Origin of the sequence: Pelagibius litoralis, assembly GCF_011683915.1 — a bacterium.
Classification (GTDB): domain Bacteria; phylum Pseudomonadota; class Alphaproteobacteria; order Kiloniellales; family Kiloniellaceae; genus Pelagibius; species Pelagibius litoralis.
In genome coordinates, this window is sequence record NZ_JAAQPH010000020.1 from 64,191 (window position 1) to 91,152 (window position 26,962).

Annotated in this window: 26 protein-coding genes; 14 read left to right on the forward strand and 12 right to left on the reverse strand. The window is 64.8% G+C overall.

All coding sequences use genetic code 11. From position 1 onward, the window contains the following. The first annotated feature begins 84 nt into the window (after positions 1-84). Positions 85-1,293, forward strand: a complete 1,209-nt coding sequence (locus HBA54_RS21985) for a class I SAM-dependent rRNA methyltransferase (protein ID WP_167228734.1) — start codon at positions 85-87, stop codon at positions 1,291-1,293. A gap of 447 nt (positions 1,294-1,740) precedes the next feature. Then, complete coding sequence (locus tag HBA54_RS21990) at positions 1,741-2,877, forward strand: NADH:flavin oxidoreductase/NADH oxidase (RefSeq protein ID WP_167228736.1); 1,137 nt, start codon at positions 1,741-1,743, stop codon at positions 2,875-2,877. 274 nt (positions 2,878-3,151) lie between these two features. On the opposite strand, the gene HBA54_RS29740 is transcribed toward HBA54_RS21990, so the two are convergent. From HBA54_RS29740 to HBA54_RS22005, 3 genes are all read right to left on the reverse strand, one after another. Further along, on the reverse strand, positions 3,152-4,594 hold the full coding sequence (locus tag HBA54_RS29740) for a sensor histidine kinase (RefSeq protein ID WP_167228738.1): 1,443 nt from the start codon (positions 4,592-4,594) through the stop codon (positions 3,152-3,154). Between the two features lie 220 nt (positions 4,595-4,814). Further along, positions 4,815-5,084 carry a hypothetical protein gene (locus HBA54_RS22000; RefSeq protein WP_167228740.1) on the reverse strand — a complete coding sequence of 90 codons (270 nt, stop codon included), beginning with the start codon at positions 5,082-5,084 and terminating at the stop codon, positions 4,815-4,817. Positions 5,085-5,301: 217 nt separating this feature from the next. Beyond that, positions 5,302-6,036: a TVP38/TMEM64 family protein gene (locus HBA54_RS22005; protein WP_167228742.1), complete on the reverse strand. Its 735-nt coding sequence runs from the start codon at positions 6,034-6,036 to the stop codon at positions 5,302-5,304. A 335-nt stretch (positions 6,037-6,371) separates the two neighbouring features. Here HBA54_RS22005 and rpmH point away from each other — a divergent pair, with 335 nt between their 5' ends. The 9 genes from rpmH to ubiV all read left to right on the forward strand — a co-directional run bounded on the left by rpmH (position 6,372) and on the right by ubiV (position 13,371). Then, on the forward strand, positions 6,372-6,506 hold the full coding sequence (gene rpmH, locus HBA54_RS22010) for a 50S ribosomal protein L34 (RefSeq protein WP_167228744.1): 135 nt from the start codon (positions 6,372-6,374) through the stop codon (positions 6,504-6,506). A 6-nt stretch (positions 6,507-6,512) separates the two neighbouring features. After that, a complete protein-coding gene (gene rnpA / locus HBA54_RS22015; protein ID WP_167228746.1) occupies positions 6,513-6,953 on the forward strand; it encodes a ribonuclease P protein component in 441 nt (146 codons plus the stop codon). Then, positions 6,950-7,261, forward strand: a complete 312-nt coding sequence (yidD, locus tag HBA54_RS22020; RefSeq protein ID WP_167228748.1) for a membrane protein insertion efficiency factor YidD — start codon at positions 6,950-6,952, stop codon at positions 7,259-7,261. The genes rnpA and yidD overlap by 4 nt, the downstream gene beginning before the upstream one ends. Positions 7,262-7,291: 30 nt before the next feature. Then, a complete protein-coding gene (yidC, locus tag HBA54_RS22025; RefSeq protein WP_167228750.1) occupies positions 7,292-9,076 on the forward strand; it encodes a membrane protein insertase YidC in 1,785 nt (594 codons plus the stop codon). Positions 9,077-9,104: 28 nt separating this feature from the next. Beyond that, entirely contained in the window at positions 9,105-9,776 is a 672-nt protein-coding gene (gene yihA / locus HBA54_RS22030) for a ribosome biogenesis GTP-binding protein YihA/YsxC (RefSeq protein ID WP_167228752.1), read from the forward strand. 42 nt (positions 9,777-9,818) lie between these two features. Then, on the forward strand, positions 9,819-10,724 hold the full coding sequence (gene argB, locus HBA54_RS22035; protein ID WP_167228754.1) for an acetylglutamate kinase: 906 nt from the start codon (positions 9,819-9,821) through the stop codon (positions 10,722-10,724). A 132-nt stretch (positions 10,725-10,856) separates the two neighbouring features. Continuing rightward, a complete protein-coding gene (ubiT, locus tag HBA54_RS22040) occupies positions 10,857-11,399 on the forward strand; it encodes a ubiquinone anaerobic biosynthesis accessory factor UbiT (RefSeq protein WP_167228755.1) in 543 nt (180 codons plus the stop codon). Between the two features lie 41 nt (positions 11,400-11,440). Then, on the forward strand, positions 11,441-12,448 hold the full coding sequence (ubiU, locus tag HBA54_RS22045) for a ubiquinone anaerobic biosynthesis protein UbiU (RefSeq protein WP_205944828.1): 1,008 nt from the start codon (positions 11,441-11,443) through the stop codon (positions 12,446-12,448). Between the two features lie 26 nt (positions 12,449-12,474). Continuing rightward, entirely contained in the window at positions 12,475-13,371 is an 897-nt protein-coding gene (gene ubiV / locus HBA54_RS22050) for a ubiquinone anaerobic biosynthesis protein UbiV (protein ID WP_167228758.1), read from the forward strand. Between the two features lie 15 nt (positions 13,372-13,386). Here ubiV and HBA54_RS22055 read toward each other — a convergent pair whose 3' ends face one another. Beyond that, positions 13,387-14,580, reverse strand: coding sequence for a DUF2336 domain-containing protein (locus tag HBA54_RS22055; RefSeq protein ID WP_167228760.1), 1,194 nt, complete (start codon positions 14,578-14,580; stop codon positions 13,387-13,389). Positions 14,581-14,642: 62 nt separating this feature from the next. Continuing rightward, a complete protein-coding gene (locus tag HBA54_RS22060) occupies positions 14,643-16,382 on the reverse strand; it encodes a bifunctional diguanylate cyclase/phosphodiesterase (RefSeq protein ID WP_167228762.1) in 1,740 nt (579 codons plus the stop codon). Between the two features lie 250 nt (positions 16,383-16,632). Between HBA54_RS22060 and dapD the strand changes: the two genes are divergently transcribed. Both dapD and dapE read left to right on the forward strand, forming a co-directional pair. Next, positions 16,633-17,478, forward strand: a complete 846-nt coding sequence (gene dapD, locus HBA54_RS22065; protein WP_167228764.1) for a 2,3,4,5-tetrahydropyridine-2,6-dicarboxylate N-succinyltransferase — start codon at positions 16,633-16,635, stop codon at positions 17,476-17,478. 9 nt (positions 17,479-17,487) lie between these two features. Then, entirely contained in the window at positions 17,488-18,657 is a 1,170-nt protein-coding gene (gene dapE / locus HBA54_RS22070) for a succinyl-diaminopimelate desuccinylase (RefSeq protein WP_167228766.1), read from the forward strand. Positions 18,658-18,661: 4 nt separating this feature from the next. On the opposite strand, the gene truA is transcribed toward dapE, so the two are convergent. Genes truA through def form a run of 3 tightly spaced genes read right to left on the reverse strand, consistent with a single transcriptional unit; the run spans position 18,662 to position 20,992 of the window. Further along, complete coding sequence (gene truA, locus HBA54_RS22075) at positions 18,662-19,444, reverse strand: tRNA pseudouridine(38-40) synthase TruA (RefSeq protein ID WP_167228768.1); 783 nt, start codon at positions 19,442-19,444, stop codon at positions 18,662-18,664. Between the two features lie 7 nt (positions 19,445-19,451). Then, on the reverse strand, positions 19,452-20,444 hold the full coding sequence (gene fmt, locus HBA54_RS22080; protein ID WP_167228807.1) for a methionyl-tRNA formyltransferase: 993 nt from the start codon (positions 20,442-20,444) through the stop codon (positions 19,452-19,454). Between the two features lie 11 nt (positions 20,445-20,455). Then, positions 20,456-20,992: a peptide deformylase gene (gene def, locus HBA54_RS22085; protein ID WP_167228770.1), complete on the reverse strand. Its 537-nt coding sequence runs from the start codon at positions 20,990-20,992 to the stop codon at positions 20,456-20,458. 295 nt (positions 20,993-21,287) lie between these two features. Between def and HBA54_RS22090 the strand changes: the two genes are divergently transcribed. Beyond that, complete coding sequence (locus HBA54_RS22090; RefSeq protein WP_167228772.1) at positions 21,288-22,406, forward strand: DNA recombination protein RmuC; 1,119 nt, start codon at positions 21,288-21,290, stop codon at positions 22,404-22,406. 56 nt (positions 22,407-22,462) lie between these two features. Here HBA54_RS22090 and HBA54_RS22095 read toward each other — a convergent pair whose 3' ends face one another. The 4 genes from HBA54_RS22095 to HBA54_RS22110 all read right to left on the reverse strand — a co-directional run bounded on the left by HBA54_RS22095 (position 22,463) and on the right by HBA54_RS22110 (position 26,947). After that, on the reverse strand, positions 22,463-23,944 hold the full coding sequence (locus HBA54_RS22095; protein WP_167228774.1) for a DUF4139 domain-containing protein: 1,482 nt from the start codon (positions 23,942-23,944) through the stop codon (positions 22,463-22,465). Between the two features lie 147 nt (positions 23,945-24,091). Continuing rightward, positions 24,092-24,727: a recombination mediator RecR gene (recR, locus tag HBA54_RS22100; RefSeq protein ID WP_167228776.1), complete on the reverse strand. Its 636-nt coding sequence runs from the start codon at positions 24,725-24,727 to the stop codon at positions 24,092-24,094. Between the two features lie 52 nt (positions 24,728-24,779). After that, positions 24,780-25,103 (reverse strand): YbaB/EbfC family nucleoid-associated protein, encoded by a 324-nt coding sequence (locus HBA54_RS22105; RefSeq protein ID WP_167228778.1) that lies wholly within the window; start codon positions 25,101-25,103, stop codon positions 24,780-24,782. Beyond that, positions 25,100-26,947, reverse strand: coding sequence for a DNA polymerase III subunit gamma/tau (locus HBA54_RS22110; RefSeq protein ID WP_167228780.1), 1,848 nt, complete (start codon positions 26,945-26,947; stop codon positions 25,100-25,102). The genes HBA54_RS22105 and HBA54_RS22110 overlap by 4 nt, the downstream gene beginning before the upstream one ends. Positions 26,948-26,962 lie beyond the last annotated feature (15 nt).

The following is a 26,962-nucleotide window of genomic DNA, read 5'->3' on the forward strand; positions in this document are numbered from 1 at the left end:
CGGTGGCTAGACTGCGGGTAGATGACCAACCCCATACCTCCGCAAAGCGCCCCACCGCCTGCGCCGCAGGCCGACCCCGCGACTATGCCGTCTTCGCCCGCAAGCAGCGCAAGACTGCCGAGCATCACCCTGAAGCCCCAGGGCGTGAAGCGGCTGCGCCGCGGTCACCCCTGGGTTTACTCCAACGAAGTCGAAATGAACGCCGCCGCCAAGGCCGTGCCCCCGGGCGCCCTCGTCGCCCTGCGCGATCCGGACGGCAGCTATCAGGGAACCGCTTTTTTCAACCGGCATCCGCTGATCGCCGCCCGCCTTCTCTCGGAAAAGCGCGGCGCCACCATCGACCGCGACTTCATCGCGATGCGGCTCGGCCGGGCGCTGGAGATCCGCGAAAGGCTGATCAGCACGCCCTACTATCGCCTGATCCACGCCGAAGCCGACGGTTTGCCGGGCCTCATCGTCGACCGCTTCGGCGATGCCCTGGCGATCCAGGTCAATACCGCCGGGATGGAGCGCCTGACCGAAACGCTGATCGATGCCCTGGACCAGGTGATTGCTCCGGCCACCATCGTGCTGCGCAACGACGGCACTGTGCGCGCCTTGGAGCATCTGCCCGAAACCGTAGAGATCGTGAAAGGCCGGATCGACGGCCCCCTGGCGCTGGAAGAAAACGGTACCCGCTTCTTTGCCGACCTTCAGGGCGGCCAGAAGACCGGATGGTTCTATGACCAGCGGGACAACCGTGTCTGGGCCGCCGGGCTGTCGAAGAACGCCCGGGTGCTCGATTGCTACAGCTTTTCCGGCGGTTTTGCCGTGCTCTGCGCCCTGGCCGGGGCCAAGACCGTCACCGCCGTCGACCGCTCCCAGGGGGCACTCGACCTCGCTGCCATGGCGGCCGAAGCCAACGGCGTGAGCGAGCGCTGCCGTTTCGTCAAGGCAGAGGTCTTTCAGGAACTGCAGCGCCTGGCGGCCGCCGGCGAACGCTACGAGCTGGTCATCGTCGACCCCCCCGCCTTCGTCAAATCGAAAAAGGACCTGGCCCAGGGCCTGAAGGGGTATCGCAAGCTGGCACGCCTGGCGGCGACCCTGGTCGCCAAGGGCGGCTATCTTGTAACGGCTTCCTGCTCGCACCATGCCGATGTCGACAGCTTTGCCGGCCAGGTGCGCCGCGGCCTGCAGGACGCCGGGCGCAGCGGGCGCATCCTGCGTACTTCCGGGGCCGCCCCCGATCATCCGGTCCACCCGGCCCTGCCGGAGAGCGCCTATCTGAAGGCCCAGTTCCTGGCCCTCGACTGAGGCCGGGACATGCGCCTGACCGGCCTGGGTGGCGAACCTTTCGAGCGCCCCAGGACCGCACGGCCGCTTCGTGACCGACACCGAAACGGGAAGTCGTTTCGGTGTCCCGTCCGCCAACGGACAGAACGAGGTATCCCCTTCAAGTCCCGGCAACGTCCGATCTGGAATTGGAAGTCGGACTTCCCCGCGAAGCGCAGCCTAGAGCAGATTCCGGTCGGATGGAATCGCCGGAGGCGATCCATCGACCGGGTGAATCTGCTCTAACTGTTTGATGGCGATCGGATTCACATGTTTTGGCGCAACCACGAAGTGGTTCCGTCAAATCATGATCCGATCTAGCACCAATGCTATTCCGAAACCGTCATATCCACTGATTTGTTACTTCAACACTCGGCGTTAGTCTTGCTACATCGGTGACTACGTCCTGCGATAGGAAAGCAACGATAGATGGCCGAGCTTTTTTCTCCATTTACACTGCGTGATATCACATTCAAAAACCGCATCGCCGTTTCACCCATGAGCCAGTACCGGGCAAGGGACGGCCATGCCAATGGATGGCACGTGGTGCACCTTGGCCGCTTTGCCATGGGCGGTGCGGGATTGGTGTACGCTGAGGCTACAGCCGTCGAACCAAATGGACGAAGAACACACGGCGATCTTGGGCTCTGGCAGGACGCGCAGATAGACGATCTGATACCCATCACCGAGTTTATACGCCAAGAGGGTTCAATCCCTGGCATCCAGCTTGGCCATGCCGGCCGGAAGGCATCCGAGCGCCGGCCTTGGCACGGGGAAACGCCCGTTGACGATGAAGATGTCTCTCAACGAAATGAGGCGCCATGGAAGGCAATTGCACCTTCGCCAATTCCCTATGCGGACGGTTGGCCGGCACCTGCGGAGATGTCGGAGGTAGATATTGAGCAGGTAATCGCTTCATTTGGTGAGGCTGCAAAACGCTCACAAGAAGCAGGGTTTAAGATCATTGAGGTCTATGCGGCCCACGGGTTTCTGGTTCATCAATTCTTATCCCCCATTGCCAATCAGCGCATGGATAGGTGGGGTGGAAGTAACGAAAACCGCAGGCGGTTTGCCGTGGAAGTGGCAAAGTCCATTCGGGCGAACTGGCCGGAAGCATACCCACTCGCGTTCCGCCTTTCGGCAACCGATTGGCTTGAAGACGGGATAGAGGTGGAAGACGCGGTGGAGACTGCAAAAGCGCTCAAGGCGGCGGGTGTCGACATGATTGATTGCTCAACCGGCGGCATTGGCGGAAAGGAACGGCCGCGTCGGATGATCATTGAGCAGGGCTTTCAAGTACCTTTTGCCGAACGGATCCGAGAAGACACTGATGTTGCGACCATGGCGGTCGGCTTCCTGTGGGATGCGAAGGTTTGCGAAGACCTCCTCCACACCGGCAAGGCCGACATGATCGCTTTGGCCAGAGAATTTCTTGACGATCCGAACTGGCCACTGCATGCGGCAAAGGAACTCGGCTCAAATGAAAACTATGCAATGTGGCCGATTGAATCAGGCTGGTGGCTGATGAAGCGAGAACGTCTCTTGAACAAACTTGGTATCCGATGAACTCAAGCAGTTATTGTTTCCGCCCGATCTGTCTCAAAGTCGATTTTGTTGAAAAACTCGTTCGGATGCTGAGCGATTTGAGGATCTGCTGATTCGGTAAGCCGGGTTGCCGGTCAGGTTGCTGCGGCGAGCTGAGGCATTGGAATCAGCTTTGCCAGCTCCCTGAGTTTCCGGCCGGTCGCTGCAAGGAGGAACTCATCGTGAGCCCCTTAGGGTCCTCGTAATCGCAGACGACCGAGATGCAGGACGCGCTGGCCTGTCAGCCAAACGCCTTCTAGCTCGCCTTCTTGGCCGCCGGCTGGGCGCTGCTTTGCGCCACCGGCAGGACGAGGCGGAACAGCGTGCCCTCGCCGTTGGACTGTTCCATGCGCACGTCGCCGCCGTGGGCGCGCATGATGTCATGGGCGATCGACAGGCCCAGGCCGCTGCCCCCCTCGCGGGTCGACCCGGTGAAGGGCTTGAAGAGATGCGGCTTGGCCTCTTCGGGCATGCCGGGGCCGTTGTCCTCGACATCGATGACCAGATAGTCACGCACCGGGCGCGCGGCGATGCGGACTTCGGTGGCGCCGGCCTCCAGCGCATTGCGTCCGAGATTGGAGAACACGCGGTAGAGCTGCTCGCGGTCGGCCTCGATGGAAAAGCCGCGCTCGACCTCGTTCAGCCAGCCGGCGCGGCCGACGCCGACGCCGGCCAGACCTTCGCGCACCTCGGTCATCAGGTCGCGCAGATCAAAGCGGTTGAGATCCAGATGCGCCGGCCCCTCACGGGTGAACTGCAGGGTCTGGGCGCAGAGATGCAGGGCCCGGTCGATGGCACCCACCAGGGTGGGCGCCATGGAACGCACCGCCGGGTCGCCGCTGCGCGCCAGGCGGTCGGAAATCAGGCTGGCGGTCGCCAGAATGTTGCGCAGATCGTGATTGACCTTGGTGACCGCGGCGCCGAGGGCGGCCAGACGGGTCTTCTGCAGCAGCGCGGCGCGCAGCCCCTCCTGCATGGTCACCAGCTCGCGCTGTGCGATGCCGATCTCATCGCTGCGCTCCGTGGAGGTGAGGCCGCCGGCCGCCACCTCCGGGTTCTCCCGAAAGGCCGCCATGCTGGCGGTGATGCGCCGCATCGGCCGGACCATCAGAAGATGCAGGCTGAGATACACCAGGGCCGCGGTGAAAATCGAGATGACCAGCGAGAGGTTGAGGATGCGGTATGAGAAATCCAGCATGTCGCGGCGCATCGGCGCCTCGTCCAACACGACCTCGACCTCCACCGCGGGGTCCTTCGGCGATGGCCCGATGATCCGCAGCAGGCGGTTTTCCTGTGCCGCCAGGGCAACGACCGCATCGCGGATCAGGCCAAAGAAGCTTGCCTGACTGAGATCATAGGTCGCGTCGATAGCCTCCGGCCCCTCGACCATCAGCATCAGCTTGCCTTGATCGGGTTTTTTCAGGGCGACCATATAGGCGCCGACATGCTGCAGCAGCTCGGCCTCCAGGTCTTTGCTGACCATGTTGTCCGGTGTTGCTTCCAGGGCCAGGATCGACAGATGGGCGGCCGCCAGCCGCTCCTGCAGATAGACCAGCCGCATGCGGCCAATGGAGGGCGCATAGATCAGCACTTCGGCAATCATCACGAAGACGATCGTCAACAGCAGCAGCTTGGCCGAGAGGCTCTTGATGAGGGGGGGCAGGCGAAGGCTGTTCCCCGGTGCTTTATGGCCCAACATAACCAAGGCTTATAGCACGCTTGCGGGACGGGCGGGACTCCGGCCCGATGGCAAAAGGACCAAGTCAAACAGGTCCGGAAACGGTGTGGGGCGCGGGGCCAACACAGGGTCAGCAATGGGAACGGCGATCAGGAAAGGCGCGGGTGCGCCCGCCCCCGGGCCGGAAGGCCGGGCCATGGGAAGACGGGCGCACCTGCGGATAGGCGCTGTCAATGCAGCCTTAGTTGCTCTTGGCGGCGCAAGGATTGCAGGGATTCTTGGGCGCACAAGGATTGCAGGGGTTCGCCGCTGCACAGGGATTGCAGGGGTTGCAGGGATTGCAGGCTGCCTTCTTCTTCACCGCACAGGGGCTGCAGGCGTTCGCCGCGCAAGGGTTACAGGCGGCAATCTGCACCGAGGTGTCGGCGGCGTTGGCCGCGGCAAGCGGCAGAGCCACCGCACCGGCGGAAACAGTGGCAACGCTCAGCGCAACAAGGGTTTTCTTCAGCATCGTGATTAAGCCTCCAAGCTTGATCGATCTGTTACGGCGCCCGCCAGTGGGCGCCCTCCGATCCGGCGGGCCGCCGATTGGGGCCGTGATCTGCCGGTGAAGAGAGAATGGTAAGATGCGCGATCAAACACGAATCACGCTCCGGCGATCTGCTTCAACTTTCTGTGAAAAATGGCCCCATCCGGGTCACAACCGGGCCTAAAGACCAGCAAAACCCTCAGTTCTTCTTGCGGTCCTTCATCTTCTTGTAGATCACCGGGATGATCGCCAGAACCGCCAGGCCCAGGATCGGGGCCAGGAACTGCGGTTGGAAGATGGTGCCCAGGTCCGGAACCTCGCCACGGTCGAAGATGGCCCCCAGGCCGTTACCCACCAGGGCATAGACGAAACTGCCCGGAATGATGCCGAAGAAGGTGGCGATGAAATAGGTGCGCAGCGTGACCCCCAGGAAGGCCGGTACCAGATTGACGACGAAGAAGGGGAACAGCGGCACCAGGCGAAGCAGCAGCAGATAGTTGAAGGCGTTCTCGCGAAAGCCCGCCTCCATCTTCTGGATCGCCGGCCCGGCCTTGGCCCGCAGAAGGTCGGCAAAGGCGTAGCGCGCCGCCAGAAACAGGGCGCAGGCCCCCAGACTGGCGCCGATCACCACATAAACCGTGCCGAAGAGGGGGCCGAAGAGGAAACCCGCGGTAATGGTCAGGATCGCCCCGCCGGGGATGGAAAAAGCCGCCACCAGCGCATAGAGCCCGATAAACCCGAACCCGGCGACAATGCCGTAGCGGGCGACAAGGTCGAGCAGATAGGCCCTGTTTTCCCTTAATACGTCGAAACTGACGTACTTGTGCCAGCCAAGCAGGAAAAAGGCCCCGAGCCCCGCGATCAGGATGAGGAGCGGCACCAGGCGCCCGAAGGAAATCCCCTTCTTGGCGCTGTCTTGGCTGGGTTCGGTCATAGGAGTCCTCTGAAAATTCCGCCCGGCATGCGGATCATGGTTAACACACAGCTGGTCCAACCCCCTTCGCGGCCTGCAATGCGGGGCCCGCAACCTGTGGCCTGCGGCGTGGCGAAAGGGACCGCTGGAGAACGGCGCAAAACCGAACATGTCAGCGGTTTTAGCGCCTGTACGCCCCCCCGACCAGTCACCAAGGTGTGAGGCCGCGGGGGCCGGCCGGGCCGGAACCTTGAAAAGAAAGCTCGGGCATGATGCTTGCGGTCGTTGACAGGACCGAGGCCCGCCCCTATACAGCCCCGTCAAATCAAGAGTCAGCCTGATATTGGAGAGTTACCGTGAAGCGCACCTATCAGCCTAGTGTGCTGGTCCGCAAGCGCCGCCACGGGTTCCGCGCACGCAAGGGAACCGTTGGCGGGCGTCGCGTACTTGCTCGTCGGCGCGCCAAAGGCCGCAAACGCCTTTCCGCCTAGGGTGTCATGATGCCGACCGTCGGGCGGCTCAAGACACGGCCTCAATTTCTAAAGGTCGCGGCGGCCAAGCATAAATGGGCCGCCCCGGGGCTTGTCCTGCAAGCAGCAAGGCGTCAGTGCGGCGAAAGCCGGGCGGCGCCTGATCTGCCTGAAAAACTGTCTGAAGCGCCGGATGAGCCGGCGGTGAGGATTGGCTTCACAGTCACCCGCAGGGTCGGCAACGCCGTGGTCCGCAACCGTGCCAAACGCCGCCTGCGGGCAGCCGCGGCGGAGGTATTTCCGCAGTTCGGCCTCAGCGGGACGGATTACGTGGTGATCGGGCGCCTCGGCACCCTGAAGCGGCCTTACGGGGCGCTGCTCAAGGATCTGGAGCAGGCGATCGTCAAGCTGAACCGCAGGACCGCCGGCAAGGGTGCCGCACAAGAGTCCAAGGGAGGCATCACATGAAGGCCGTCAGCCTTTTGTTGCTGGTCCTGATCCGGGGCTACCAGCTGCTGGTTTCCCCCTTTTTCCCGCCCGCCTGCCGCTATCTGCCGACCTGCTCCGACTATGCCCGTCAGGCCGTCTCCACCCACGGGCCGCTGCGCGGTTCCTGGCTGGCCGGGCGGCGCCTGCTGCGCTGCCACCCTTGGGCCGGTTGGGGCTACGATCCGGTGCCGGAGAAGAAATCGGCCCGCAAATCGACGGGAAAATCCACCGCCGGGCTTGGCCTTTGCCCGGATTGTCGCCATCTAGACCACCAATCGGGCCGTTGAGGGCCCATCCCTGGGAGCCAATCAAGTCTTATGGAACAGCGTAATCTCCTCCTGGCGATCGTTCTCTCGGTGGTCATTCTCTTTGGCTTCAACTACCTGTTCCCGCAGCAGTCCCCGCCGCCGCAGACCGAAACCGGCGTTTCCGGCGAAAGCAGCATCCCTTCGGGAGACAGCGGCAGCATCCCGTCGATTCCCGGCGCGCCGAGCGACGCCGCCGCCTCGGCCGGCGAAACCCGCGCCGATGCGATCGGGATCAGCCCCCGGGTGTCGATCGAGAGCCCGCGGCTGCGCGGCTCCGTCGCCCTGCGTGGCGGCCTCATCGACGACCTGATCCTGACCCAGTTCCGCGAGACGCTGGCAGACGACAGCCCGGAGATTACCCTGCTGTCGCCGCGCGGCTCGGCCAATCCCTACTTCTCACGCTTCGGCTGGTCCTCGCCCGGCAATGCGGTGGCGGTGCCCGACGAAAACAGCCTCTGGGAGACCACCGGCGGTCCGCTGGCGGTCGACAGGCCGGTTACCCTGCGCTGGAACAACGGCGCCGGCGTGACCTTTGAGCAGGTCCTTGCCGTCGACGAGGAATACCTCTTCACCGTGACCCAGCGGGTGACGAACGACAGCGGCGCGGCGGTGGAGCTGCTGCCCTACGGCCTGATCGCGCGCACCGGCATCCCCGACATCGAAGGCTTCTACATCCTGCACGAAGGCCCGCTGGGCGTGTTCAACGAGACCCTCAGCGAGCATTCCTACGAAGGCGACCTGAAGGACGAATACGAGGGCCAGCCGGTCGAGATCAAGAACGACACCACCGGTGGCTGGCTCGGCATCACCGACAAGTACTGGCTGACCGCCCTGGTGCCGGATCAGCAGCTGCCGGTGAAGACCCGCATCCGCTACAATCAGAGCAGCGGGGGCGACGAATTCCAGACCGACTTCCTCTACGCCTCGGCCACGGTTCAGTCCGGCGCCAGCAACGAGATCACCAGCCGCCTTTTCGCCGGCGCCAAGGAAGTGCCGATCCTGCAGGCCTACGAGGAAGAGTTCGGCATCGTGAATTTCGACCTCGCGGTCGACTTCGGCTACTTCTGGTTCCTGACCAAGCCGCTGTTCCAGGCGCTGCACTGGCTGAACGCCCAGGTCGGCAACTTCGGCATCGCCATTCTGCTGCTGACCGTCGGCGTCAAGTTGGTGTTCTTCCCGCTGGCCAACAAGTCCTACAAATCGATGGCCAAGATGCGCAAGCTGCAGCCGGAGATGCTGGAACTGCGCGAGCGCTTCAGCGAGGACAAGCAGCGCCTCAATCAGGAAATGATGGCGCTCTACAAGCGCGAGGGCGCCAACCCGCTGTCGGGCTGCCTGCCGATCCTGATTCAGATCCCGGTGTTCTTCGCGCTCTACAAGGTGATGTTCGTCACCATCGAGATGCGCCATGCCCCCTTCTTCGGCTGGATCCACGACCTCTCGGCATCGGACCCGACCACCATCCTGAACGGCTTCGGCCTGTTGCCCTGGGGTGCGCCGGAGCTGGGCCTGCTCAACCTTCTGAACATCGGCATCTGGCCGCTGCTGATGGGGATTTCCATGTTCCTGCAGCAGAAGCTGAACCCCCAGCCCCCCGATCCGGTGCAGGCCAAGATCTTCCTGATGATGCCGATCATGTTCACCTTCCTGCTGGCGACCTTCCCGGCCGGCCTGGTGGTCTACTGGACCTGGAACAACATTCTCTCCATGGCCCAGCAGGCGTTCATCATGAAGCGTGCCGGCGTGCCGCTGGGCAGCGGCAAAGCGAAAACGCCGAGCAACCCGAGCACCTGAAGAGGCCAGGCCAGCCGGCCGAAATGCGATGACAGAGAAATCCAGCCCCGCAGCGGATGCAGCAGAGGCCGCCGCCCTGGAGGCGGGGCGCCTGCTGTTTTCGCGTGAGTGTCTCTTCCTGGTCTCGGCGGCCGATGAAAAGCAACTGCCCAGCTTCGCCCTGAGCGAGGTGGCTTTCGCCGGCCGCTCCAACGTCGGCAAGTCGAGCCTGGTGAACGCGCTGACCGGGCGCAAGACCCTGGCCCGCACCTCCAACACCCCGGGCCGCACCCGCCTGCTGAACTTCTTCGAACTGGGGGAGCGGCTGATCCTGGTGGATCTGCCGGGCTATGGTTACGCCCGGGCTTCCAAAACCGATATTGCACAGTGGAGCAAACTCACCCGCGGCTACCTGAAGGGCCGCGCCCAACTGCGCCGGGTCTGCCTGCTGATCGATTCGCGCCATGGCCTGAAGGCCAGCGACAAGCAGGTGATGGACGAGCTGGATCTGGCGGCGGTTTCCTATCAGGTGATCCTGACCAAGGCCGACAAGATGAAGGCGGGGGCCTTGGCCCGCATGGTCGAGGAAACCGGCAAGGCGCTGGCCAAGCGCCCCGCAGCCCATCCGGACTGTCTGGTGACCTCGGCCGAAAAAGGCACCGGCATCGACAGCCTGCGCGCCGCCCTGGCGGCCCTGGCCGAACCGCCCGCCGCAGAGTAAACTGACGTTGGCCCCTGTGGATTCGGGGCGGGGGTTTAAGGCATGACTCAGAAGAACTTCAGCGACACCAAGCACTGGCTGCGCACGGCCCGGACGATTTCCGAGGCCCTGCCCTTCATGCGCCGCTATGCCGGCAAGACCTTCGTCGTCAAATACGGCGGCCATGCCATGGTGGACGAGGAACTGGCGGCAATCTTCGCCAGCGACATCGTGCTGATGAAACAGGTCGGCGTGAACCCCATCGTGGTCCATGGCGGTGGCCCGCAGATCGGCCGCATGCTGGAGCGCCTGTCGGTGAAGAGCGAGTTCGTCGACGGCCTCAGGATCACCGACAGCAAGACCGTCGAAGTAGTGGAGATGGTCCTCTCCGGCACCATCAACAAGTCCATTGTCTCTGCGATCAACGCGGCGGGTGGCCGCGCCGTCGGCCTGTCGGGCAAGGACGGCCACCTGATCCAGGCGCAAAAGCTGCGGCGCACCACCAAGGACCCGGAATCGAATATCGAAAAGGTGCTCGACCTGGGCTTTGTCGGCGAACCCAGCCTGATCGACCCCAGTATCCTGACCTCGCTTCAGGACTCCGGCCTGATTCCGGTGATCGCCCCGATCGGCATCGGCCCCAACGGCGAGACCTACAACATCAACGCGGACACCGTGGCCGGGGCCATCGCCTCGGCCGCCGGGGCGTCGCGCCTGCTGATGCTGACCGACGTGATCGGCGTGCTCGACAAGGCAGGTGAGCTTCTGCCTGACCTGAACATCAGCCAGGTCGAGGCCCTGCAGGCGGACGGCACCATCTCCGGCGGGATGATCCCCAAACTGGAGACCTGCGTGAAGGCAGTGGAGAACGGCGTCGAAGCATCGGTCATTCTGGATGGCCGGCTGCCCCACTCGATGCTGCTGGAAATCTTCACCGGCGGCGGCATCGGCACCCTGATCCACCGCTAAAGCAGATTCTGTTGCCGCCAACAGGGCCTTTCCGGAAAACACGATTCGTCTGAACCGGACTTGAGCTTCATCAAGGACCGCAGCCTTGAGCCCCGCGTAAGCTGACAGGGTCGACTGGCAAAGGTGAAGCTCATGAACGCGTTCAAGGACGGCGAGCTGCCGAACCTGATAAAGACTCTTTTACGCCCGGCACCGAGGTTGCCCCTCGCTGTCTTGCTGACCCGGGCGGTACGGCGCATCGCAAGCAGGCGCGGCGATCTGATCGAACGGCTCGGCCCGACCGCCCGGGTGCCGGTTGCGATCATGCCAAGCGACCTGCCGTTTTCGTTCCGCGTGAACCTGGACGGTGCAAGCGCACGCGTCGAAGTTGTGACAGTCGAGGAAGCGGAAACGGCGGCGGCCAGAATTCGGGCGCCCTTGCTGATCCTGCTTGGGCTCCTGGACGGGACCTATGACGGCGACGCCCTGTTCTTTTCCCGTGATCTCGTCATCGAAGGCGATACGGAACACGTCCTCGCGCTTCGCAACACCCTTGAACAGGCGGACCTCACCCCGGCGGAATTCGCCGGCCTCCACGGTCCTGCGGCGGATCTCGTCAACCGGGCCACGGCGGAGCTTCTGTCAGGCGCACGCCGGCTTGTGCATGCGCCGGCCCCGCAAAAACTGCCTTCCTAGCCCCCAACCTGGTGCCGCCAACCGATACTGCGATGGAATCCATGCCTGTCAGAAGAAAGCGCCTCGAGCTCGTTTGCCCTGCGGGAACGCCCGCCGCCCTGCGCACCGCGGTCGATGCGGGGGCCGACACGGTTTACTGCGGCCTCAACAACGAAACCAACGCCCGAAATTTTCCGGGCCTGAATTTCTCCGAAGACGAGTTGGCAACGGCCGTGCGCCATGCTCACGGCAAGGGGGCGAAGGTGCTGCTCGCCGTCAACACCTTCGCCCGTGCCGGCGCCATCGCGGTCTGGACGCGGGCGGTCGATGCGGCGCAGGCCTGCGGCGCCGATGCCGTCATCGCCGCCGACCTGGCGGTTCTCGACTATGCGGCCAACCGCTATCCGGATCTGCGCCTGCATCTTTCGGTACAGGCGGCGGCCAATACGCCCGAGGCGATCGGCTACTATCAGAAAACCTTTGGGGTCCGCCGGGTGGTGCTGCCGCGCGTCCTGTCGGTCGAGGAGATCGCCAGGCTCAATCAGGCGGTGGAGGTTGAAACGGAGGCCTTCGTCTTTGGCGGCCTCTGCGTGATGACCGAGGGACGCTGCGCCCTGTCTTCCTATGCAACGGGAAAATCGCCGAACCTGACCGGCGTGTGCTCGCCACCCGATCACGTCGTCTACGAAAAGACTTCGGAAAACAGGCTGCTTGCGCGGCTCGGCGGCTTCACCATCGATCGTTTCGATGAAGGAGAAGCAGCCGGTTATCCAACACTTTGCAAAGGTCAATTCTGCGCCAATGGAAAGGCCGGTTATCTGTTCGAGGATCCGGTCAGCCTCAACGCCGCAGCCCTTCTGCCCCGGTTGCAGGAAGCCGGGGTCACCGCCGTGAAGATCGAAGGGCGGCAGCGGGGCAAAGCCTACATCGGCAGCGTGGTCAGGGCCTTTCGCAGGGCGATCGAGGACCTGGCCGGCGATGGGAAGGCGAACAACCTGGCCGACGAACTGACCGCACTGACCGAAGGCGGCCGGCAAACCACCGGCGCCTATCGTAAAACCTGGCGTTAGAGACCCAGCGTTAGAGGAAATTACCGATGGCCGCGATCGAACTGGCGCTTGGACCCTGTTTTTTCAATTGGTCCGCTGAGAGCTTCACCGACTTCTATGCGCGCATTGCCGACGAAGCAGCCGTTGAGCGCGTCTATCTTGGCGAAGTGGTCTGCGGCAAGCGCATGGCGTTTTTCAACAAGGTCTGGCCTGAGGCCATAGAGCGGCTCACCAAAGCCGGCAAGACTGTGGTCCTGTCGACCCTGGCCCTGCCTGCGAAGGGGCCGGAAAGGCGCGTCGTCGGGGAACTTGCCGAACAAGGCGCGCTGATTGAGATCAACGATCTGTCTGCATTGCTCGCGCGCGCCGGCCGGCCTTTCGTGGCCGGACCCTTCCTGAACATCTACAACGAGTCGAGCCTTGCGCATCTCGCGGCGCGCGGTGCAATGGACTGGTGCCCACCCGTCGAACTGCCGCTCTCCTCGATCGAGACAGCCGCGGCCGCCAATTCCGGCGTAACGGTCGAACTGTTCGCCTTCGGGCGCTTGCCTCTCGCGGTTTCGGGCCGTTGCTACCATGCGCGCGCGCATGGCCTCAGCAAGGACTCCTGCCAGTTCGTCTGCGATCAGGATCCCGATGGCATGGAAGTGGAAACGCTGGAGGGAGACCGCTTCCTGGCCGTCAACGGCATCCAGACCCTGTCGAGCGGCTGCCAGTTGGTGACCTTGGCTGCCGCCGACCTTTCGCAATCGGGAATCGGGCGGCTGCGCCTCTCTCCCCACACCCTCGATATGGTCGAGGTCGCCGGTCACTATCGCGCTATGCTGGACGGTGTGCATTCCGCTGAGGAAACCACGGCCCGCCTGCGCGAGATGCCGCTTCCGGGCACGGCCTGCAACGGCTATCTGGCAGGGGAAGCAGGGTGGCGGGAAGTAGCGCTCTGACCTGCCCAGGCAACGTCAGTCGGTGAGGCTGGCGAAGAAGTCCAACTGCCATTCCATTTCTTCGGGTGACAGCGGATAATCGGTGCCGTCGCGGGCCCGCAGGGCCTTGTTCGGCGAAATTCCGCCCATGTTGGTCTGCAGTTGCAGGGCCAGGCGCATGCCCAGTTCGCCCCGCCAGGCCAGGGCGACAATGCCTTTGGCCGAATGTCCGTTCAGCACCCGGTCGATGTAATCGACGCCGACCTTTGCGCGCAGCGCCAAGCCGTGACGGACGAAATCGCGCTTGCCGGCCAAAATCGCATCGCCGAGCACTTCATTGGTCAGGCCGTCGGCCTTGAACAGCCGGGCAACCTCCTCTTCGGCGGAAAGCGACGGTTCTTCTTCGTCCCCGGCGCCTTCGGCGACCCGGCGCTGAACCTCCTGAGCCACCGCTTCGGCGGTTTCCTTGTCGATGTCCTTGCGCTTCTTCAACTTCTCAAGCAGGGAGTCCGCAACCAGCGACGCGAGCTTACGCACCGCCCGGGCCGGCAGGGTCGGCCGCTCCACCAGCGGCGGCTGCCAGGCGGTCTCGGCCACGGAACCGTCGATCAGGGAGTCCAGGGTCTCTTCGCGGATTTGCGCCGAAGGGTTTGCCAGCAGCTCTGTGATGGCCTTGCGGTCCTCGCGCGCCACGATGGCGTCGGAAACCACCTCGCCAATGCTGTCGCGACGCGAAATCGCGCAGAGCCGTGCGCCCAGGCCGCAACCGGCAATGATATCGAGCAGATCCTCATCGCTGAGCAGTGGCGAGAATTCAAGCACCGGACAGGCCACGACATCTTCAGCGTCGCGTGCCAGGCTTTGGATGATCCCCGGCGGCGCATCGGCCACCGACTTCAGGGTTTCCGCCAGAATCTGACGGACCCGGGTCGCCTGGTCCTTGGCCAGAACCTCCAGCGTTTCCACCACGAAGCGCTGGGCTTTCTCCTGCGTGCCCTTGTCTTCCTGCTTGGTCAGTTCGGCGACCTTGGCGGCCAGTTCGGTGCGCACCTTCTCGTCCTTGTCGCGCGCAAGCACCAGGTCGGCCTGGCGCGGCGTCCGCTCGTTGGCGGCAATGCGCCGGCGCACTTCGGAGGACGGATCCTGGGAGAGGTAATAGAGCAGTTCGGGACGCAGGTCGTCGCGCGAGGCAAGATCGGCGCGGTCCCGGTCGGAGCCGGTCTCAGCCATCTCTTTGCTTTCAACATAGGAAAGCGGCGCGGGTGCCTTTTTTCGCAGGAGACCGAAAACCATTACGGCGCTGCCTTGCGGCGATCGAAGGCCGGCGCGAAGTTGAGACTGTTTTTGCCCGCCCGCTTGGCGCCGTACATTGCCTCGTCGGCGCGCAGCATCAGCGAGTCCAGGCTTTCGCCCTTTTGCGGTTCGTAAAGAGCGATGCCCAGTGAGAGACCGAGCGGATGCTCGGCACTGCCGGAGTAAACGCGCAGCCGCTCCGACAACTCCAGCAGCAGATTGGCTTTCCGTTCTGCGGCAGCCTGGTCCATGTCGGCGAGGAACAGGGCGAACTCATCGCCGCCAAGACGCGCCGCCAGATCGCCGGCTCGGGTCTGCTCGCGCAGCAGCGCGGCGACATCCAGCAGGGCCTCGTCGCCCGCCTGATGGCCGCGGGTGTCATTCACCTGTTTGAAGTTGTCCAGGTCGACATAGAAAAGGGCGCCGCCGCCGCCATCAGCCGCGAAACGTTTCTCCAGCAGTGCGGTGAAGCTGCGGCGATTGTTCAGTCCGGTCAGCGGATCGGTCGTGGAGAGAACCTCCATCTCCGTCTGCCGCGCCAGCTGCTTGATCGCCAGGCCGACCTGGCCGGAGATGTTGTTCAGCAGGCTGCGGTCTTCGGCCGACCAGTCGGGGCAACCGGCAGCCCGCCAGACGCAGAGCATGCCGTTTGCCTCTTCGCGGAAACTGGTCGCCCGCACCAGCACCGCACCGCTGTTTCTCTGTAGCTCTGCATCGGGCTTTTCCGGAGACAGCAGCTCGGCGAGGGCGGCAAGGTCGTCGGCGTCCGCCGCTCGGCCCGACTGCGCCAGCACCTGACCAAGTTTATCCCCGACGAAGCCGTGGATCGAAACACCGGTGAGCGCCAGGGCCGGCATCAAGGCCTCCGCCGTCGCCCCCAGCATGCGTGTCGGCTCCAGTTCACGGCGCACCATGTTCACGATGTAGGAGAACAGCCGCTCACGGTTCTGCGCTTCGGCCAGATCCGCCTCTTGGCCGCGCAGCTGGGTAATGTCGCGACAGACACCACGCGCGCCGATCCAGGCACCCCTCTCGGAGGTCAGCGGCAGGACGGTCGACAGCAGGCAGAGGTTTTCACCATCGGCACTGCGTACCCACATTTCCGCCGCGTCGATGGTTTCCCTTGCGCTGAACGGGCTTCGGTCGCCGGCACCGTCATCGAGCAGAAGGTCGGCTGCGAGGGCGCCGACCAGTTCGGTCGCCTGATAGCCCAGGGCACCGCGCGGCGAGACAAAAACGAAACGCCCCTCGCCGTCGGTTTCCCAGGCAAAGTCGTTGGAGATTTCAACCAGGTCCTTGTAGCGCTGACGCGACTCGACCAGGGCGGAACGCAGGCTGCGTTCCAGGGTGACGTCGCGGCCGAGCAACAGGGCCGCGGCGCCTTCGCTCCAGGGCAGCACAGTCACGTCGAAAGCCCGCTCCACCGACCGGTCCGCATCCTCTGCGGTGACCACCAGGGGATTCACCTGGGCCGCCGTGCCCAGTATGGCCGAGCGGACGGCCTCGCGAAGCTCCTCGTGGCCTGCCGACTTCAACAGCGCCGCGATGGGCTCGGCCTGTTCATTGGCGTGCAGCACGATGCCGTTGTGGCCGGCCAGAAGGACCGCGCCAGGGTACTGCTCCAGGGCGCCACCGCCAGACAGCAGCGAATGCGGGGCCGCCTCGTCGAGGACCCCCTCATTGTCGCTGTTCTGCTCGGTTTCGCTTGCCGGGCCGCTCGTTGCGGGCGACCTTGCCATGGCGCGCCCTCCTGGGATTTTTGGTAATTTCACAGGGTCCAAAATGCGCTTGCGCCGTTAAAATGCGCTTAAATGAGGGAGGCTTCGACCGTGTCATTTTACGGCCATCGGCGGGCCTTTAACCCCCTACTAACCAAGCCCGGCAAGCAGGGCCGGGCGATCCGCAGTATTTGACAGGGCGGCAAGCCTCGCGCATCTTCCGCAGCGCGCAATTATACCACTTCCAGCCCGAAACAAGCTGCAGGACTCCATGCAAACTGACGATTTGAAAGGCATCATCGAAGATGCCTGGGAAGCCCGTGACACCGTCAATACCGGCACTGCCGGCGAGATCCGCGATGCTGTGAAAGAGGCGCTCGACGGCCTCGACTCAGGAACCTACCGGGTCGCCGAAAAGACCGCCGAGGGCTGGCAGGTCAACCAGTGGCTGAAAAAAGCCGTCCTGCTTTCCTTCCGGCTGAACGACATGGCGATGATCCCCGGCGGCGCCGGTCAGTCGACCCACTGGTGGGACAAGGTGCCCTCGAAGTTCGAAGGCTGGGGCGAGAACCGCTTTCGCGATGCCGGATTCCGCGCTGTGCCAAACTGCACCGTGCGCCACTCGGCCTATATTGCGCCCGGCGTCGTATTGATGCCGAGCTTCGTGAACCTCGGCGCCTATGTCGACAGCGGGACTATGGTCGATACCTGGGCGACCGTCGGGTCCTGCGCCCAGATCGGCAAGAACGTGCATCTCTCCGGCGGTGCCGGGATCGGCGGTGTGCTGGAGCCGCTGCAGGCCGGACCGGTGATCATCGAAGACGACTGCTTCATCGGCGCCCGCTCCGAGGTGGTCGAGGGCGTGGTGGTCGAACAGGGCGCGGTGCTGTCCATGGGCGTCTACATCGGCGCCTCGACCAAGATCGTCGACCGCAACAGCGGCGAGGTCTATATGGGCCGGGTGCCGGCCTATTCCGTGGTCGTGCCGGGCAGCCTGCCGGGTAAGCCGCTGCCCGACGGCAGCCCGGGACCCAGCCTCTATTGCGCAGTGATCATCAAGCAGGTCGACGAGCGCACCCGCGCCAAGACCTCGATCAACGATCTGCTGCGCGACTGACCGCTGCAGATGAAGGTGACAAAGCTCGATACGCTGGAACTGGCCCAGGCGCTGATCCGCTGCCCCAGCGTGACACCGCTGGAGGCGGGCAGCCTGGACCTTCTGCAGGGGGTCCTGAGCGACCTCGGCTTTGTCTGCCACCGTCTGCCCTTTGCCGAGGACAACAGCCCGAGGGTCGATAACCTCTATGCCCGGCTGGGGACCGGCGGCCCCAATCTCTGCTTTGCCGGACACACCGACGTGGTGCCGGTGGGCGACCCGGCGGACTGGAGCGTCGATCCTTTTGCGGCGGAAGTTCGCGACGGCCGGCTCTACGGCCGCGGCGCCGTGGACATGAAAGGATCGATCGCCGCCTTCGTGGCAGCGGTCAGCAGCTTCCTCGCCGAGGGTGGTAAGCCAAGAGGATCGCTCTCTCTGCTGATCACCGGCGACGAGGAGGGCGTGGCGGTCAACGGCACCCGCAAGGTGCTGGGCTGGATGCGCGAAAACGGCGAAACCCTGGACGCCTGCCTGGTAGGCGAGCCGACCAGCAACGACCGCCTGGGCGATATGGTGAAAATCGGCCGGCGGGGCAGCCTGAATGCCCGGCTGACCGTCACCGGGACCCAGGGTCACACCGCCTACCCGCAACTGGCCGACAATCCCATGCACCACATGGCACGGATGCTGGAGACCCTGGTTGCCGATGCCCTGGACGACGGTAATGCGCATTTTCCGCCGTCGAGCCTGCAGATCACCTCGGTCGATGTCGGCAACGAGACGACCAACGTGATCCCGGCCAAGGCCGAGGCGCGCTTCAACGTGCGCTTCAACGATCTGCACAGCAGCGCCTCGGTGGAGGCTTGGCTGCGCCAGCGTCTCGACGCTGCCATCGACAGGGCCCGCGGCGCTTCCTACGACATGGCGATCCGCGTTTCCGGCGAATCCTTCCTCTGCCCGCCCGGGCCCTGGAGCGATCTGGTTTCCGCCGCGGTCACTGACGTGACCGGCCAGGCGCCGGAGCTGGGCACCAGCGGCGGCACCTCGGACGCGCGCTTCATCAAGGATCACTGCGCCATTGCCGAACTGGGACTGTTGAACGACACCGCCCACAAGGTGGATGAGCATGTCAGCCTGGAAGACCTGACCGCCCTGACCGCGATCTATCGCGCAATGCTGGACCGCCACGCCGCAGCATAGCGGCTCAGCTCTCAGTCTCCACAAAAGCTTCCTCGGGATAACCGACTTCGGTCAGGTAGAGCCCGGCGGCCGGCGCGGTCGGGCCGGCGGCGGCACGGTCGCGGGCCTCCAGGGCCTTGCGCAGATCCCGCGCTGTCCATTTACCCTCCCCCACCAGTTTCAGGCTGCCGGCAAAATTGCGGATCTGGTGATACAGGAAGGAACGGGCCCGGGCGCGGATCTCAATGACGCTGCCGGAGGGTCCCCGATCGACCTGGGTGACAGTGAGGCGGTCCAGGGTCTTCACCGGCGACTTGGCCTGGCACTCGCTGGCGCGGAACGAGGTGAAGTCGTGCTGCCCGACCAGACCCTGCGCCGCTTCGTGCATGGCAGCGGCGTCCAGCGGCTGCGGCACGAACCAGGCGTGACCGTGCTCCAGCGCCAGGGGTGCCCGCCGGTTGACGATACGATAGAGGTAGGCGCGGCGGATGGCGGAAAAGCGGGCGTGGAAGCTGTTCGGCACCTGCCGCGCCGCAACCACCGCCACGGCGGCCGGCTTGAGATGAAAGTTCACCGCCGCCATCACGGTGTCCGCCGAGGTTTCCTTCGCCAGATCCAGATGCGCCGACTGGGCGAGGGCATGAACCCCGGCATCGGTGCGTCCGGCCCCTTCGACCAGCACGGCCTCCCCACAGAATCCGGCCACCGCCTGCTCCAGCGCCGCCTGAACCGAGGGGCCGTTGGCCTGGCGCTGCCAGCCGACAAAGTCGCTGCCGTCGTATTCCACGATGATCTGAAAGCGGTTCATGGCCCGATCACGACGGCGCGCGGCCTGAGGGCAGGCGGCTGCCGGTCGCCAGGGCAAAGCCGCGCAGGAATTCCTCCGCCGTCATCGCCGCGCGGCCGGCGCGTTGCAGACGCTGCAGGCGCAGCGAACCGGCCCCACAGGCAACGGTCGGCGCCTGATCCAGGATCTCGCCCGGCATCCCGCCCTGCGGCAGGGGCTCTGCCGCCAGAACCTTGATCCTTTCGCTCTTGTCGCCTTGCGCCACCTCAAAGAAAGCGCCCGGCCAGGGCGTGAAGGCGCGCACGCGCCGATCAAGCTCCGCCGCGGATTCCGCCCAGTCCAAACGTCCTTCGCCCTTTTCCAGCTTGGCGGCGTAGGTCACCCCCAGTTCCGGCTGCGGCTGCGGCAGCAGACGGCCGCTGTTGCTGCCCTCCAGGCCCTCGACAATCAGCCGCCCGCCCAGATCGGCCAGGGCGTCGTGGAGCTGCTGGGCATTGGTGTCGGGCTCGATCGGCAGGCTTTCCTGCAACAGGACGGCGCCGGTATCGAGCCCCTCGTCCATCTGCATGATGGTAATGCCGCTGCTGCGGTCGCCGGCCAGAATGGCCCGCTGGATCGGCGCAGCCCCCCGCCAGCGCGGCAACAGGGAGGCATGGACGTTCAGACAGCCGAGACGCGGTGCCGCCAGGATCGCCGCCGGCAGGATCAGGCCGTAGGCGGCCACCACCGCGGCGTCCAGCGCCAGCCCGGCGAAGGCCTGGCGTTCCTCGGCGGTTTTCAGGGACTTGGGTGTCCTGACCGGCCAGCCCGCCCGCTCCGCCAGGGCCTGAACCGGCGAAGGGCGCGCTTTCTGGCCGCGGCCGGCAGGCCTTGGCGGCTGGGTATAGACCGCGACGATCTCATGCCCGGCATCGGCCAGGGCCTGCAGGGCGGGAACGGCAAAGTCCGGCGTTCCCATAAAGGCCAGGCGCAGGGGATAGGCGGAATCGCCGGTGGTGGGGGCGCCGGTGGAGGAGGCCATGGGCGCCGGGCTCACGCTGTCGCGTAGCTTGCCAGCGGCTTGTCTGCTTTCTTTGCCTTCAGCAGTTTGCGCAGGATCATGTTGCGCTTCAGGGCGGTCATGTGATCGACGAAGAGGATCCCCTCCAGGTGATCCATTTCGTGCTGGATACAGGTCGCGAGCAGACCATCGGCTTCCATCTCGCGGATCTCGTTCTCGCGGTCCAGATAGCGCAGCTTGATGCCCGCCGGCCGCACCACATCGCCGTAGTGCTCAGGCAGGGAAAGGCAGCCCTCCTCATAGGTCGCATCTTCGTCGGAAACCCAGGTCAACTCCGGATTGGCCATGTAGAGCGGCGCCCGGGGCTGATCATCAGGCGAAATGTCAACCACGATCACCCGTTTCAGAACGCCGACCTGAGGCGCCGCCAGACCGATCCCCGGGGCGTTGTACATCGTCTTCAGCATGTCATCCATGAGCTGGCGGAGGGCGTCGTCCACCCTGTCCACGGGTTCGCAGACCTTCTTAAGCACCGGGTCGGGGGCGGTAATGATCGGAAGTAGAGCCATAGCGGGCCGTTTCGGGGTTCCTGACTGTTCCCGCCCCCTTTCAGAGAGCGGTTATGGTGACTTCTGAGTACTCGATCCGCCGCAGCAGACCTTTCAGGCGATATTTCGCCTCCGGCAGGGCTAAATCTAACGGCGGAAGCTGAGCAATACCCTAATAAGCTCTAGGTATTGCCTGGACCCGTCAGCGTCAAGTCGCGAGCCGACAGCCGGCCCTCTTTGCCGGCCCCTTTATAGGTCGGGCCTGTCATCTGTGCTAGATTGCGATTCGCGTTCTGTTCTTTCCCGGAGTCGCACTATGGATTCCCTGATTATTGCCGCTGCGGTCGTAGGCTGTGCCCTGTCGATCGTTCTGGGCTTGTTCCTTTTTGCGAGTCGGCGATCGCAGGACGGCGACCAGGTCGCGGCCCTGACCGGCCGGCTGGCCCAGATGGCAGACAGCCAGGCCGCCGCACAGGCCCGCGTCGCCGAACATCTGCAAGCCCAGGAACGGCTGCTGGCCAAGGCCATGGACGAACGCCTGGAAGGATTTTCCAAACGGGTCGGAGAGCACCTGACAGAGACCTCGACCAAAAGCCACACCGCGCTGACCGACCTGCGCGAGCGCTTGGCCGTGATCGACAAGGCGCAGCAGAACCTGGCCGAGCTTTCGGGCCAGATGGTCGGCCTGCAGGACATCCTGGCGAACAAACAGGCGCGCGGCGCCTTTGGCGAGGTGCAGCTGCGCGATCTGGTCGAGGCGGCACTGCCGCCCTCGGCCTATGCCTTCCAGGCAACCCTGAAGAACGGGCGCCGGCCGGACTGCCTGCTGCAGCTGCCCAACCCGCCGGGGTCGATCGCCATCGACGCCAAGTTCCCGCTGGAAAGCTATGAGGCGCTGCGGGCCGCCGGCAACGACGAAGCCCTGCTGGCCCCGGCGCGGCGCAGCTTCGCCACGGACCTGCGCCGCCACGTCCAGGACATCGCCGCACGCTACATCCTGCCCGGTGAGACGGCGGAATCGGCGCTGCTGTTCCTGCCCAGCGAAGCGGTTTATGCCGAGCTGCACGCCAATTTCCGCGGAGTCGTCGAAGAGTCCTACAAGGCGCGGGTCTGGATCGTCTCCCCCACCACCCTGATGGCCACCCTGAACACCGTCCGGGCGGTGCTGAAGGATGTGCGCATGCGCGAGCAGGCCGGCATCATCCAGGGCGAGGTCGGCAAGATGATGGAAGACGTGGGACGGCTCGACAAGCGGGTGAACAACCTGGAAGCCCACTTCGAACACGCCCGCCGCGACATCCAGGAAATCCGCACTTCTTCCGGCAAGATCCTGCGGCGCGGCGAGAAAATCGGCGAGCTGGAGCTGGAGGAAGCCGAGGCCGAAGCCGCCCTCGAACCCGCCTCCCCCGCACCGGCGCAGATCACCACACACTGAATTAAGCTAAATCGAGTTAACTTACCGAATACAGTCTGAATTAACTCGATATACGTTCAATTCGATACCCTGATGCGATATGTGAGCTCGGTCTGCCCACCGGGAGGCACCTGCAGCCGCCAGACCAGCCGGTTTGCCGTCTCCTGCTCATGGGATTCCGATTCTTCCAGCATGGACCAGCCCCGGGGCAGATTACCGACCAGCAGCACCTCGACCGCCTCCGTCTTGGCGTTCATCACAGTGACGGACTGTGCGGTCTCGTAGCTGCGGTTCGACAGGCGCTCAAAGGCCGTGCGCTTCGCCCTGGCGGTCACGTCGAAGGCGCTGCCCAGCCGCAACCGGGCCGTCTCCCCCTCCGGCGTATGGGCGATGCGGCCCTCGCCAAGGAACAGCGGCTGATCGCCGGATCCCTGGCCTCCATCGGTGGAACCGGGTCCGTAGATCCGCACGACACCGGCGGGCAACGGTGCGCCAAGGCCGAGGTCTTTGGTATTGGTGAGCTCCAGGACGATCGCCGCAGAGACCGGGCCGCTTTCCTCAACGCCGGGATTGGCGCTGACCAAACTGTCGAAGCGATACTCGCGGAGCACCGCAACACCCTCGGCGCCCATCAGGGGAATCTGTTTGGTCTCGCCGCGTGCCAGGGTCACCGTTCGGGCCAAGGAGTAGACATAGCGGTCCGAGACCGAGACCGGCGGACCGGCGAAGCCCTCATCCATCGGTGCTTTGGACATCATCTGCAGCTCCTGGCGCGGCATCACCGGCGACGCGGCCTGATTGACGTCCCCCGCCACAAGACGCAGGGCCGCGTCCGTAAAGTCGCTGCGGGTGTGGTTGCTGAGGGTCACCAGCGCCGAAAGATCCAGGCTATCTTCCGATTCGTTCAGCCGCGCCACATAGTCGGCGCGCCAGGAGAGGCCCGAGGTCAGGTAATTCAGCCGCAGGCGCTGTTCGCCGGCTTCGTCAACGGCGAGCCGCGCCAGCAGGGCCGGTTCGCTGCGCAGCCCCGCCGGGATTTCGGTGTAGGCAATCCGGCCCGGACCATCGGTTTCGATCCGCCCATCGATCCGCAGCACCAGGCCGCCGCCCAGCGCGAGCACCTCAGCATCGACGAGCCGGTCCTCACCTGTCTGCGGATGGGTCCGGATCACCTTCACGGTCTTGCCGAGGGAGGCTTCCAGCAGCCTTTGGGGGGTCAGCAGATCGGTGACGAAGCTCTGCTCCAGCAGACGAACGCCCGCACCGCTGAGCAGCACCGTTTCGGCGCGCAACTGGTCGCTGACGTCTTCGATCGCCAGCAGCGCCTCGCCCGCCGGCAGGGTCACCCGGCGCTCTTCGCTGACCAGGGCCAGGTTCTGGTTGTAAACCGTCAGCGCCAGGGCCGAACGGTTCTCGGCCGTCAGCTTCGTTTCCGCTGCCGTCGCCGCGTTCAGACCGGCCAGGCCGATTGAAAGGGCCACAAGCGGCGCAAAAGCCGCGCTCAGGAAAGGGGTTCTTGCCCGGCGCCCATGGCGCGAAAGCCCTTGGACAGAAGCCATCGTCGGTCTACCTCGCTGTATGTTCTCAATTGGCGTTTCAAATGCTGGTCGAATGCCGGCGGCACCGGCGAACCTGCCGAATGAATACGGCAAGACTATGGTACGGCGGACGGCACCCGGAACATCCCCAAGCCGGTGGGCACACCTCTAGGCCGGCCGGCGCGCCTTCATGGCCGCGGTCAGGGTACCGTCGTCCAGATAGTCCAATTCCCCGCCCACCGGCACGCCGTGGGCCAGGCGGGAGAGCCTGATCCCGGTTTCGGCCATTCGCTCGGCGATGTAGTGGGCGGTGGTCTGCCCGTCGACCGTCGCGGAGAGCGCCAGGATAACCTCTTCGACCTTTACAGCCGGGGCGTCGGACGTTCCTGAGCCGACTGCAGCGTCACCGTGCTCCGCGCGGTCGATCAGGCGCGCCATGTTCAACTGCTCCGGGCCCCGTCCGTCGATGGCCGAGAGGGTGCCACCAAGCACGTGATAGCCCCCCTTGAAAGCCCCGCTGCGCTCCAGCGCCCAGAGATCGGCGACATCTTCCACCACGCAGAGCAGCTTGCGGTCGCGCCGGCTGTCCCGGCAGATACTGCAGGGATCGTGGGTGTCGAGATTGCCGCAGTTGGTACAGATGGCAATGGTTTCAGCCGCCTGGGCCATGGCAGCGGCCAGCGGCAGCATCAGGGCCTCGCGCTTTTTCATCAAATGCAGCACCGCGCGGCGCGCCGAACGCGGGCCGAGGCCCGGCAGGCGTGCCAGAAGCTGGATCAGGCGTTCGATGTCGCTGGCAATCATCGGGGGGCAATCATCTGGAAAGAACCTTGGACGGAGGCGCCGCGCGCTCAGGTCAGAAAGGCAGTTTCATACCCGGCGGCAGGGACAGCCCGCCGGTCACCTTCTGCATCTCCTCGGCAACGGTTGCTTCGACCTTCACCTTGGCGTCGTTCACCGCAGCAATGACAAGGTCTTCGAGAACCTCAACGTCGTTGGGATCGACCAGCGCCGGATCGATCTTCAGGCCCCGCAGTTCCGATTTTCCGTTCAAAGTGGCTTTCACCATGCCGCCCCCGGCTTGGCCGGAGACCTCAAGGTCCGCCAGTTTGTCCTGCATCTCAGCCATCTTGGTCTGCATGGCCTGCGCCTGCTTCATCATCTGGCCCAGGTTTTTCATGCTTCCTGCTCTCCTTGTTCATCCCCGCCGGTCGTTTCATCCGGCAGAGCCTTGTCGCGGCGCGCCACCAGTTCGGCCTCCGGAAAAACCTCCAGCGCCGACTTGACCAGAGGGTCTTCCAGCACCGCGGCGCGCTTACCGGCCTCTTCCTCGCGTTCCTGCTCGCGCAGGGTTGTCTCACCGGGTTCCTGGGAGATCGAGATGATCCAGCGGCTGTCGCAGGCCTTCTCCAGGGCCGCGGCGAAGCGGCTGGCCAGGTTCGGCGGCGCCGCGTCGTGCACGCAGATCTCGATACGCCCCGGTTCAAAGCGCACCAGATGGACGTCCTCCATCAGGTGGTTGGCCAGAATGGTCTCGCGCTGCGCCCGCACCAGGGCGACCGCGGCGGCAAAGCTTTCCGGCTGGTCCTTCGCGGGACTCGGCGGCGCGGCGTCCTCGGTCTGACTCTGGGGCTGAATCTGGGGATCGAAGGCCTCGACCAGCGGCTGGGCCAGGGCGGCCTGCGGCGCAGCGTCGGAAACCGGCAGGCTGCGTTCAACCGCTGCTGCGACCGGCGGCGGCGCGCTTGGCGTCGCTGACGCGTCCGGCCCGGCGGCAGAACCGGCAGCTTGACTGGCGCCTGTCCCTGCGGGCGAAGCAGCGGGCGATCCCGCTGCAGCACCCTCTCCGGTCAGGCGCTGCACCAGTTCCGCCGGGCTCGGCAGGTCGCTGGCATAGGCCAGGCGGATCAGGGCCATCTCCGCCGCCTGCAGCGGGATCGGCGCCGTCTGCACCTCGCCCAGGCCCTTCAGCAGCATCTGCCAGATCCGCGCCAGACTGGCGAGGCTCAGGCTTTCCGACAGCTCACGACCGCGCAGGCGCTCGGTCTCCGGCAGTCCCGGCGCTTCCAGGGTCGCCGGCACCAGCTTGGCGCGGGTCAGGAAATGGGCCAGTTCCAGCAGGTCCTGCATGACCACCGCCGGGTCGGCCCCGGCGGCGTAGAGATCGCCCAGAATGTCCAGGCTGTCCGGCACCTTGCCACGGACCACGGCAGCGAAGAGATCGAAAATGCGGGCCCGGTCGGCAAGCCCCAGCATCGCCTGCACCTGCTCGGCCCGAACCTCTTTGCCGCCGCCCAGCGCAATCGCCTGATCGAGCAGGGAGAGGCCGTCGCGGGCCGAGCCGTCGGCGGCCCGGCCGATCATCGCCAGGGCCTCGTCCTCGACGGTCACATTTTCCTTGGCGGCAATACCGCTGAACAGCCCCTGCAGGTCGTCCTGGGTGAGACGGCGCAGGTCGAAGCGCTGGCAGCGCGACAGCACGGTAACCGGCACCTTGCGGATTTCCGTGGTCGCGAAGATGAAAACCACGTGCTCCGGCGGTTCCTCCAGCGTCTTCAGCAGCGCGTTGAAGGCGCTGTTGGACAGCATGTGCACTTCGTCGATGATGTAGATCTTGTAGCGCGCCTGCACCGGGCGGTAGCGCACCCCCTCGATCAACTCGCGGATATCGGCAACGCCGGTGCGGCTGGCGGCGTCCATCTCGATCACGTCGACATGGCGGTCCTGGGCGATGGCAACGCACTGGTCGCAAAGGCCGCAGGGCGACGGGGTCGGCTCGCCCTTGCCGTCGGGCCCAATGCAGTTGAGCGCCCGGGCGATGATCCGCGCCGTCGTCGTCTTGCCCACCCCACGCACGCCGGTGAGGATAAAGGCATGGGCCAGACGGCCCGTGTCGATGGCATTGGTCAGGGTGCGCACCAGCGCTTCCTGGCCGACCAGGTCGTCGAAGGTCTTGGGGCGGTACTTGCGCGCGAGCACCCGATAGAGGCTGTTTTCGTCCCTGTCGCTGCTGGCGTCGCTCATAAGGCTTCCGGGTGG

Bases quoted from the DNA above. Each gene is read 5' to 3' on its own strand.
- HBA54_RS29740 (WP_167228738.1), bottom strand. From the start codon at position 4,594: ATGTTGGGCCATAAAGCACCGGGGAACAGCCTTCGCCTGCCCCCCCTC.
- HBA54_RS22090 (WP_167228772.1), top strand. From the start codon at position 21,288: ATGGATTCCCTGATTATTGCCGCTGCGGTCGTAGGCTGTGCCCTGTCG.
- rnpA (WP_167228746.1), top strand. From the start codon at position 6,513: ATGATGCCGACCGTCGGGCGGCTCAAGACACGGCCTCAATTTCTAAAG.
- HBA54_RS22060 (WP_167228762.1), bottom strand. From the start codon at position 16,382: ATGGCAAGGTCGCCCGCAACGAGCGGCCCGGCAAGCGAAACCGAGCAG.
- HBA54_RS22000 (WP_167228740.1), bottom strand. From the start codon at position 5,084: ATGCTGAAGAAAACCCTTGTTGCGCTGAGCGTTGCCACTGTTTCCGCC.
- truA (WP_167228768.1), bottom strand. From the start codon at position 19,444: ATGAACCGCTTTCAGATCATCGTGGAATACGACGGCAGCGACTTTGTC.
- HBA54_RS22105 (WP_167228778.1), bottom strand. From the start codon at position 25,103: ATGAAAAACCTGGGCCAGATGATGAAGCAGGCGCAGGCCATGCAGACC.
- HBA54_RS21985 (WP_167228734.1), top strand. From the start codon at position 85: ATGCCGTCTTCGCCCGCAAGCAGCGCAAGACTGCCGAGCATCACCCTG.
- yidD (WP_167228748.1), top strand. From the start codon at position 6,950: ATGAAGGCCGTCAGCCTTTTGTTGCTGGTCCTGATCCGGGGCTACCAG.
- ubiV (WP_167228758.1), top strand. From the start codon at position 12,475: ATGGCCGCGATCGAACTGGCGCTTGGACCCTGTTTTTTCAATTGGTCC.
- dapD (WP_167228764.1), top strand. From the start codon at position 16,633: ATGCAAACTGACGATTTGAAAGGCATCATCGAAGATGCCTGGGAAGCC.
- def (WP_167228770.1), bottom strand. From the start codon at position 20,992: ATGGCTCTACTTCCGATCATTACCGCCCCCGACCCGGTGCTTAAGAAG.
- ubiT (WP_167228755.1), top strand. From the start codon at position 10,857: ATGAACGCGTTCAAGGACGGCGAGCTGCCGAACCTGATAAAGACTCTT.
- HBA54_RS22095 (WP_167228774.1), bottom strand. From the start codon at position 23,944: ATGGCTTCTGTCCAAGGGCTTTCGCGCCATGGGCGCCGGGCAAGAACC.
- HBA54_RS22110 (WP_167228780.1), bottom strand. From the start codon at position 26,947: ATGAGCGACGCCAGCAGCGACAGGGACGAAAACAGCCTCTATCGGGTG.
- recR (WP_167228776.1), bottom strand. From the start codon at position 24,727: ATGATTGCCAGCGACATCGAACGCCTGATCCAGCTTCTGGCACGCCTG.
- ubiU (WP_205944828.1), top strand. From the start codon at position 11,441: ATGCCTGTCAGAAGAAAGCGCCTCGAGCTCGTTTGCCCTGCGGGAACG.
- dapE (WP_167228766.1), top strand. From the start codon at position 17,488: ATGAAGGTGACAAAGCTCGATACGCTGGAACTGGCCCAGGCGCTGATC.
- HBA54_RS22005 (WP_167228742.1), bottom strand. From the start codon at position 6,036: ATGACCGAACCCAGCCAAGACAGCGCCAAGAAGGGGATTTCCTTCGGG.
- yihA (WP_167228752.1), top strand. From the start codon at position 9,105: ATGACAGAGAAATCCAGCCCCGCAGCGGATGCAGCAGAGGCCGCCGCC.
- yidC (WP_167228750.1), top strand. From the start codon at position 7,292: ATGGAACAGCGTAATCTCCTCCTGGCGATCGTTCTCTCGGTGGTCATT.
- HBA54_RS22055 (WP_167228760.1), bottom strand. From the start codon at position 14,580: ATGGCTGAGACCGGCTCCGACCGGGACCGCGCCGATCTTGCCTCGCGC.
- fmt (WP_167228807.1), bottom strand. From the start codon at position 20,444: ATGGCCTCCTCCACCGGCGCCCCCACCACCGGCGATTCCGCCTATCCC.
- argB (WP_167228754.1), top strand. From the start codon at position 9,819: ATGACTCAGAAGAACTTCAGCGACACCAAGCACTGGCTGCGCACGGCC.
- HBA54_RS21990 (WP_167228736.1), top strand. From the start codon at position 1,741: ATGGCCGAGCTTTTTTCTCCATTTACACTGCGTGATATCACATTCAAA.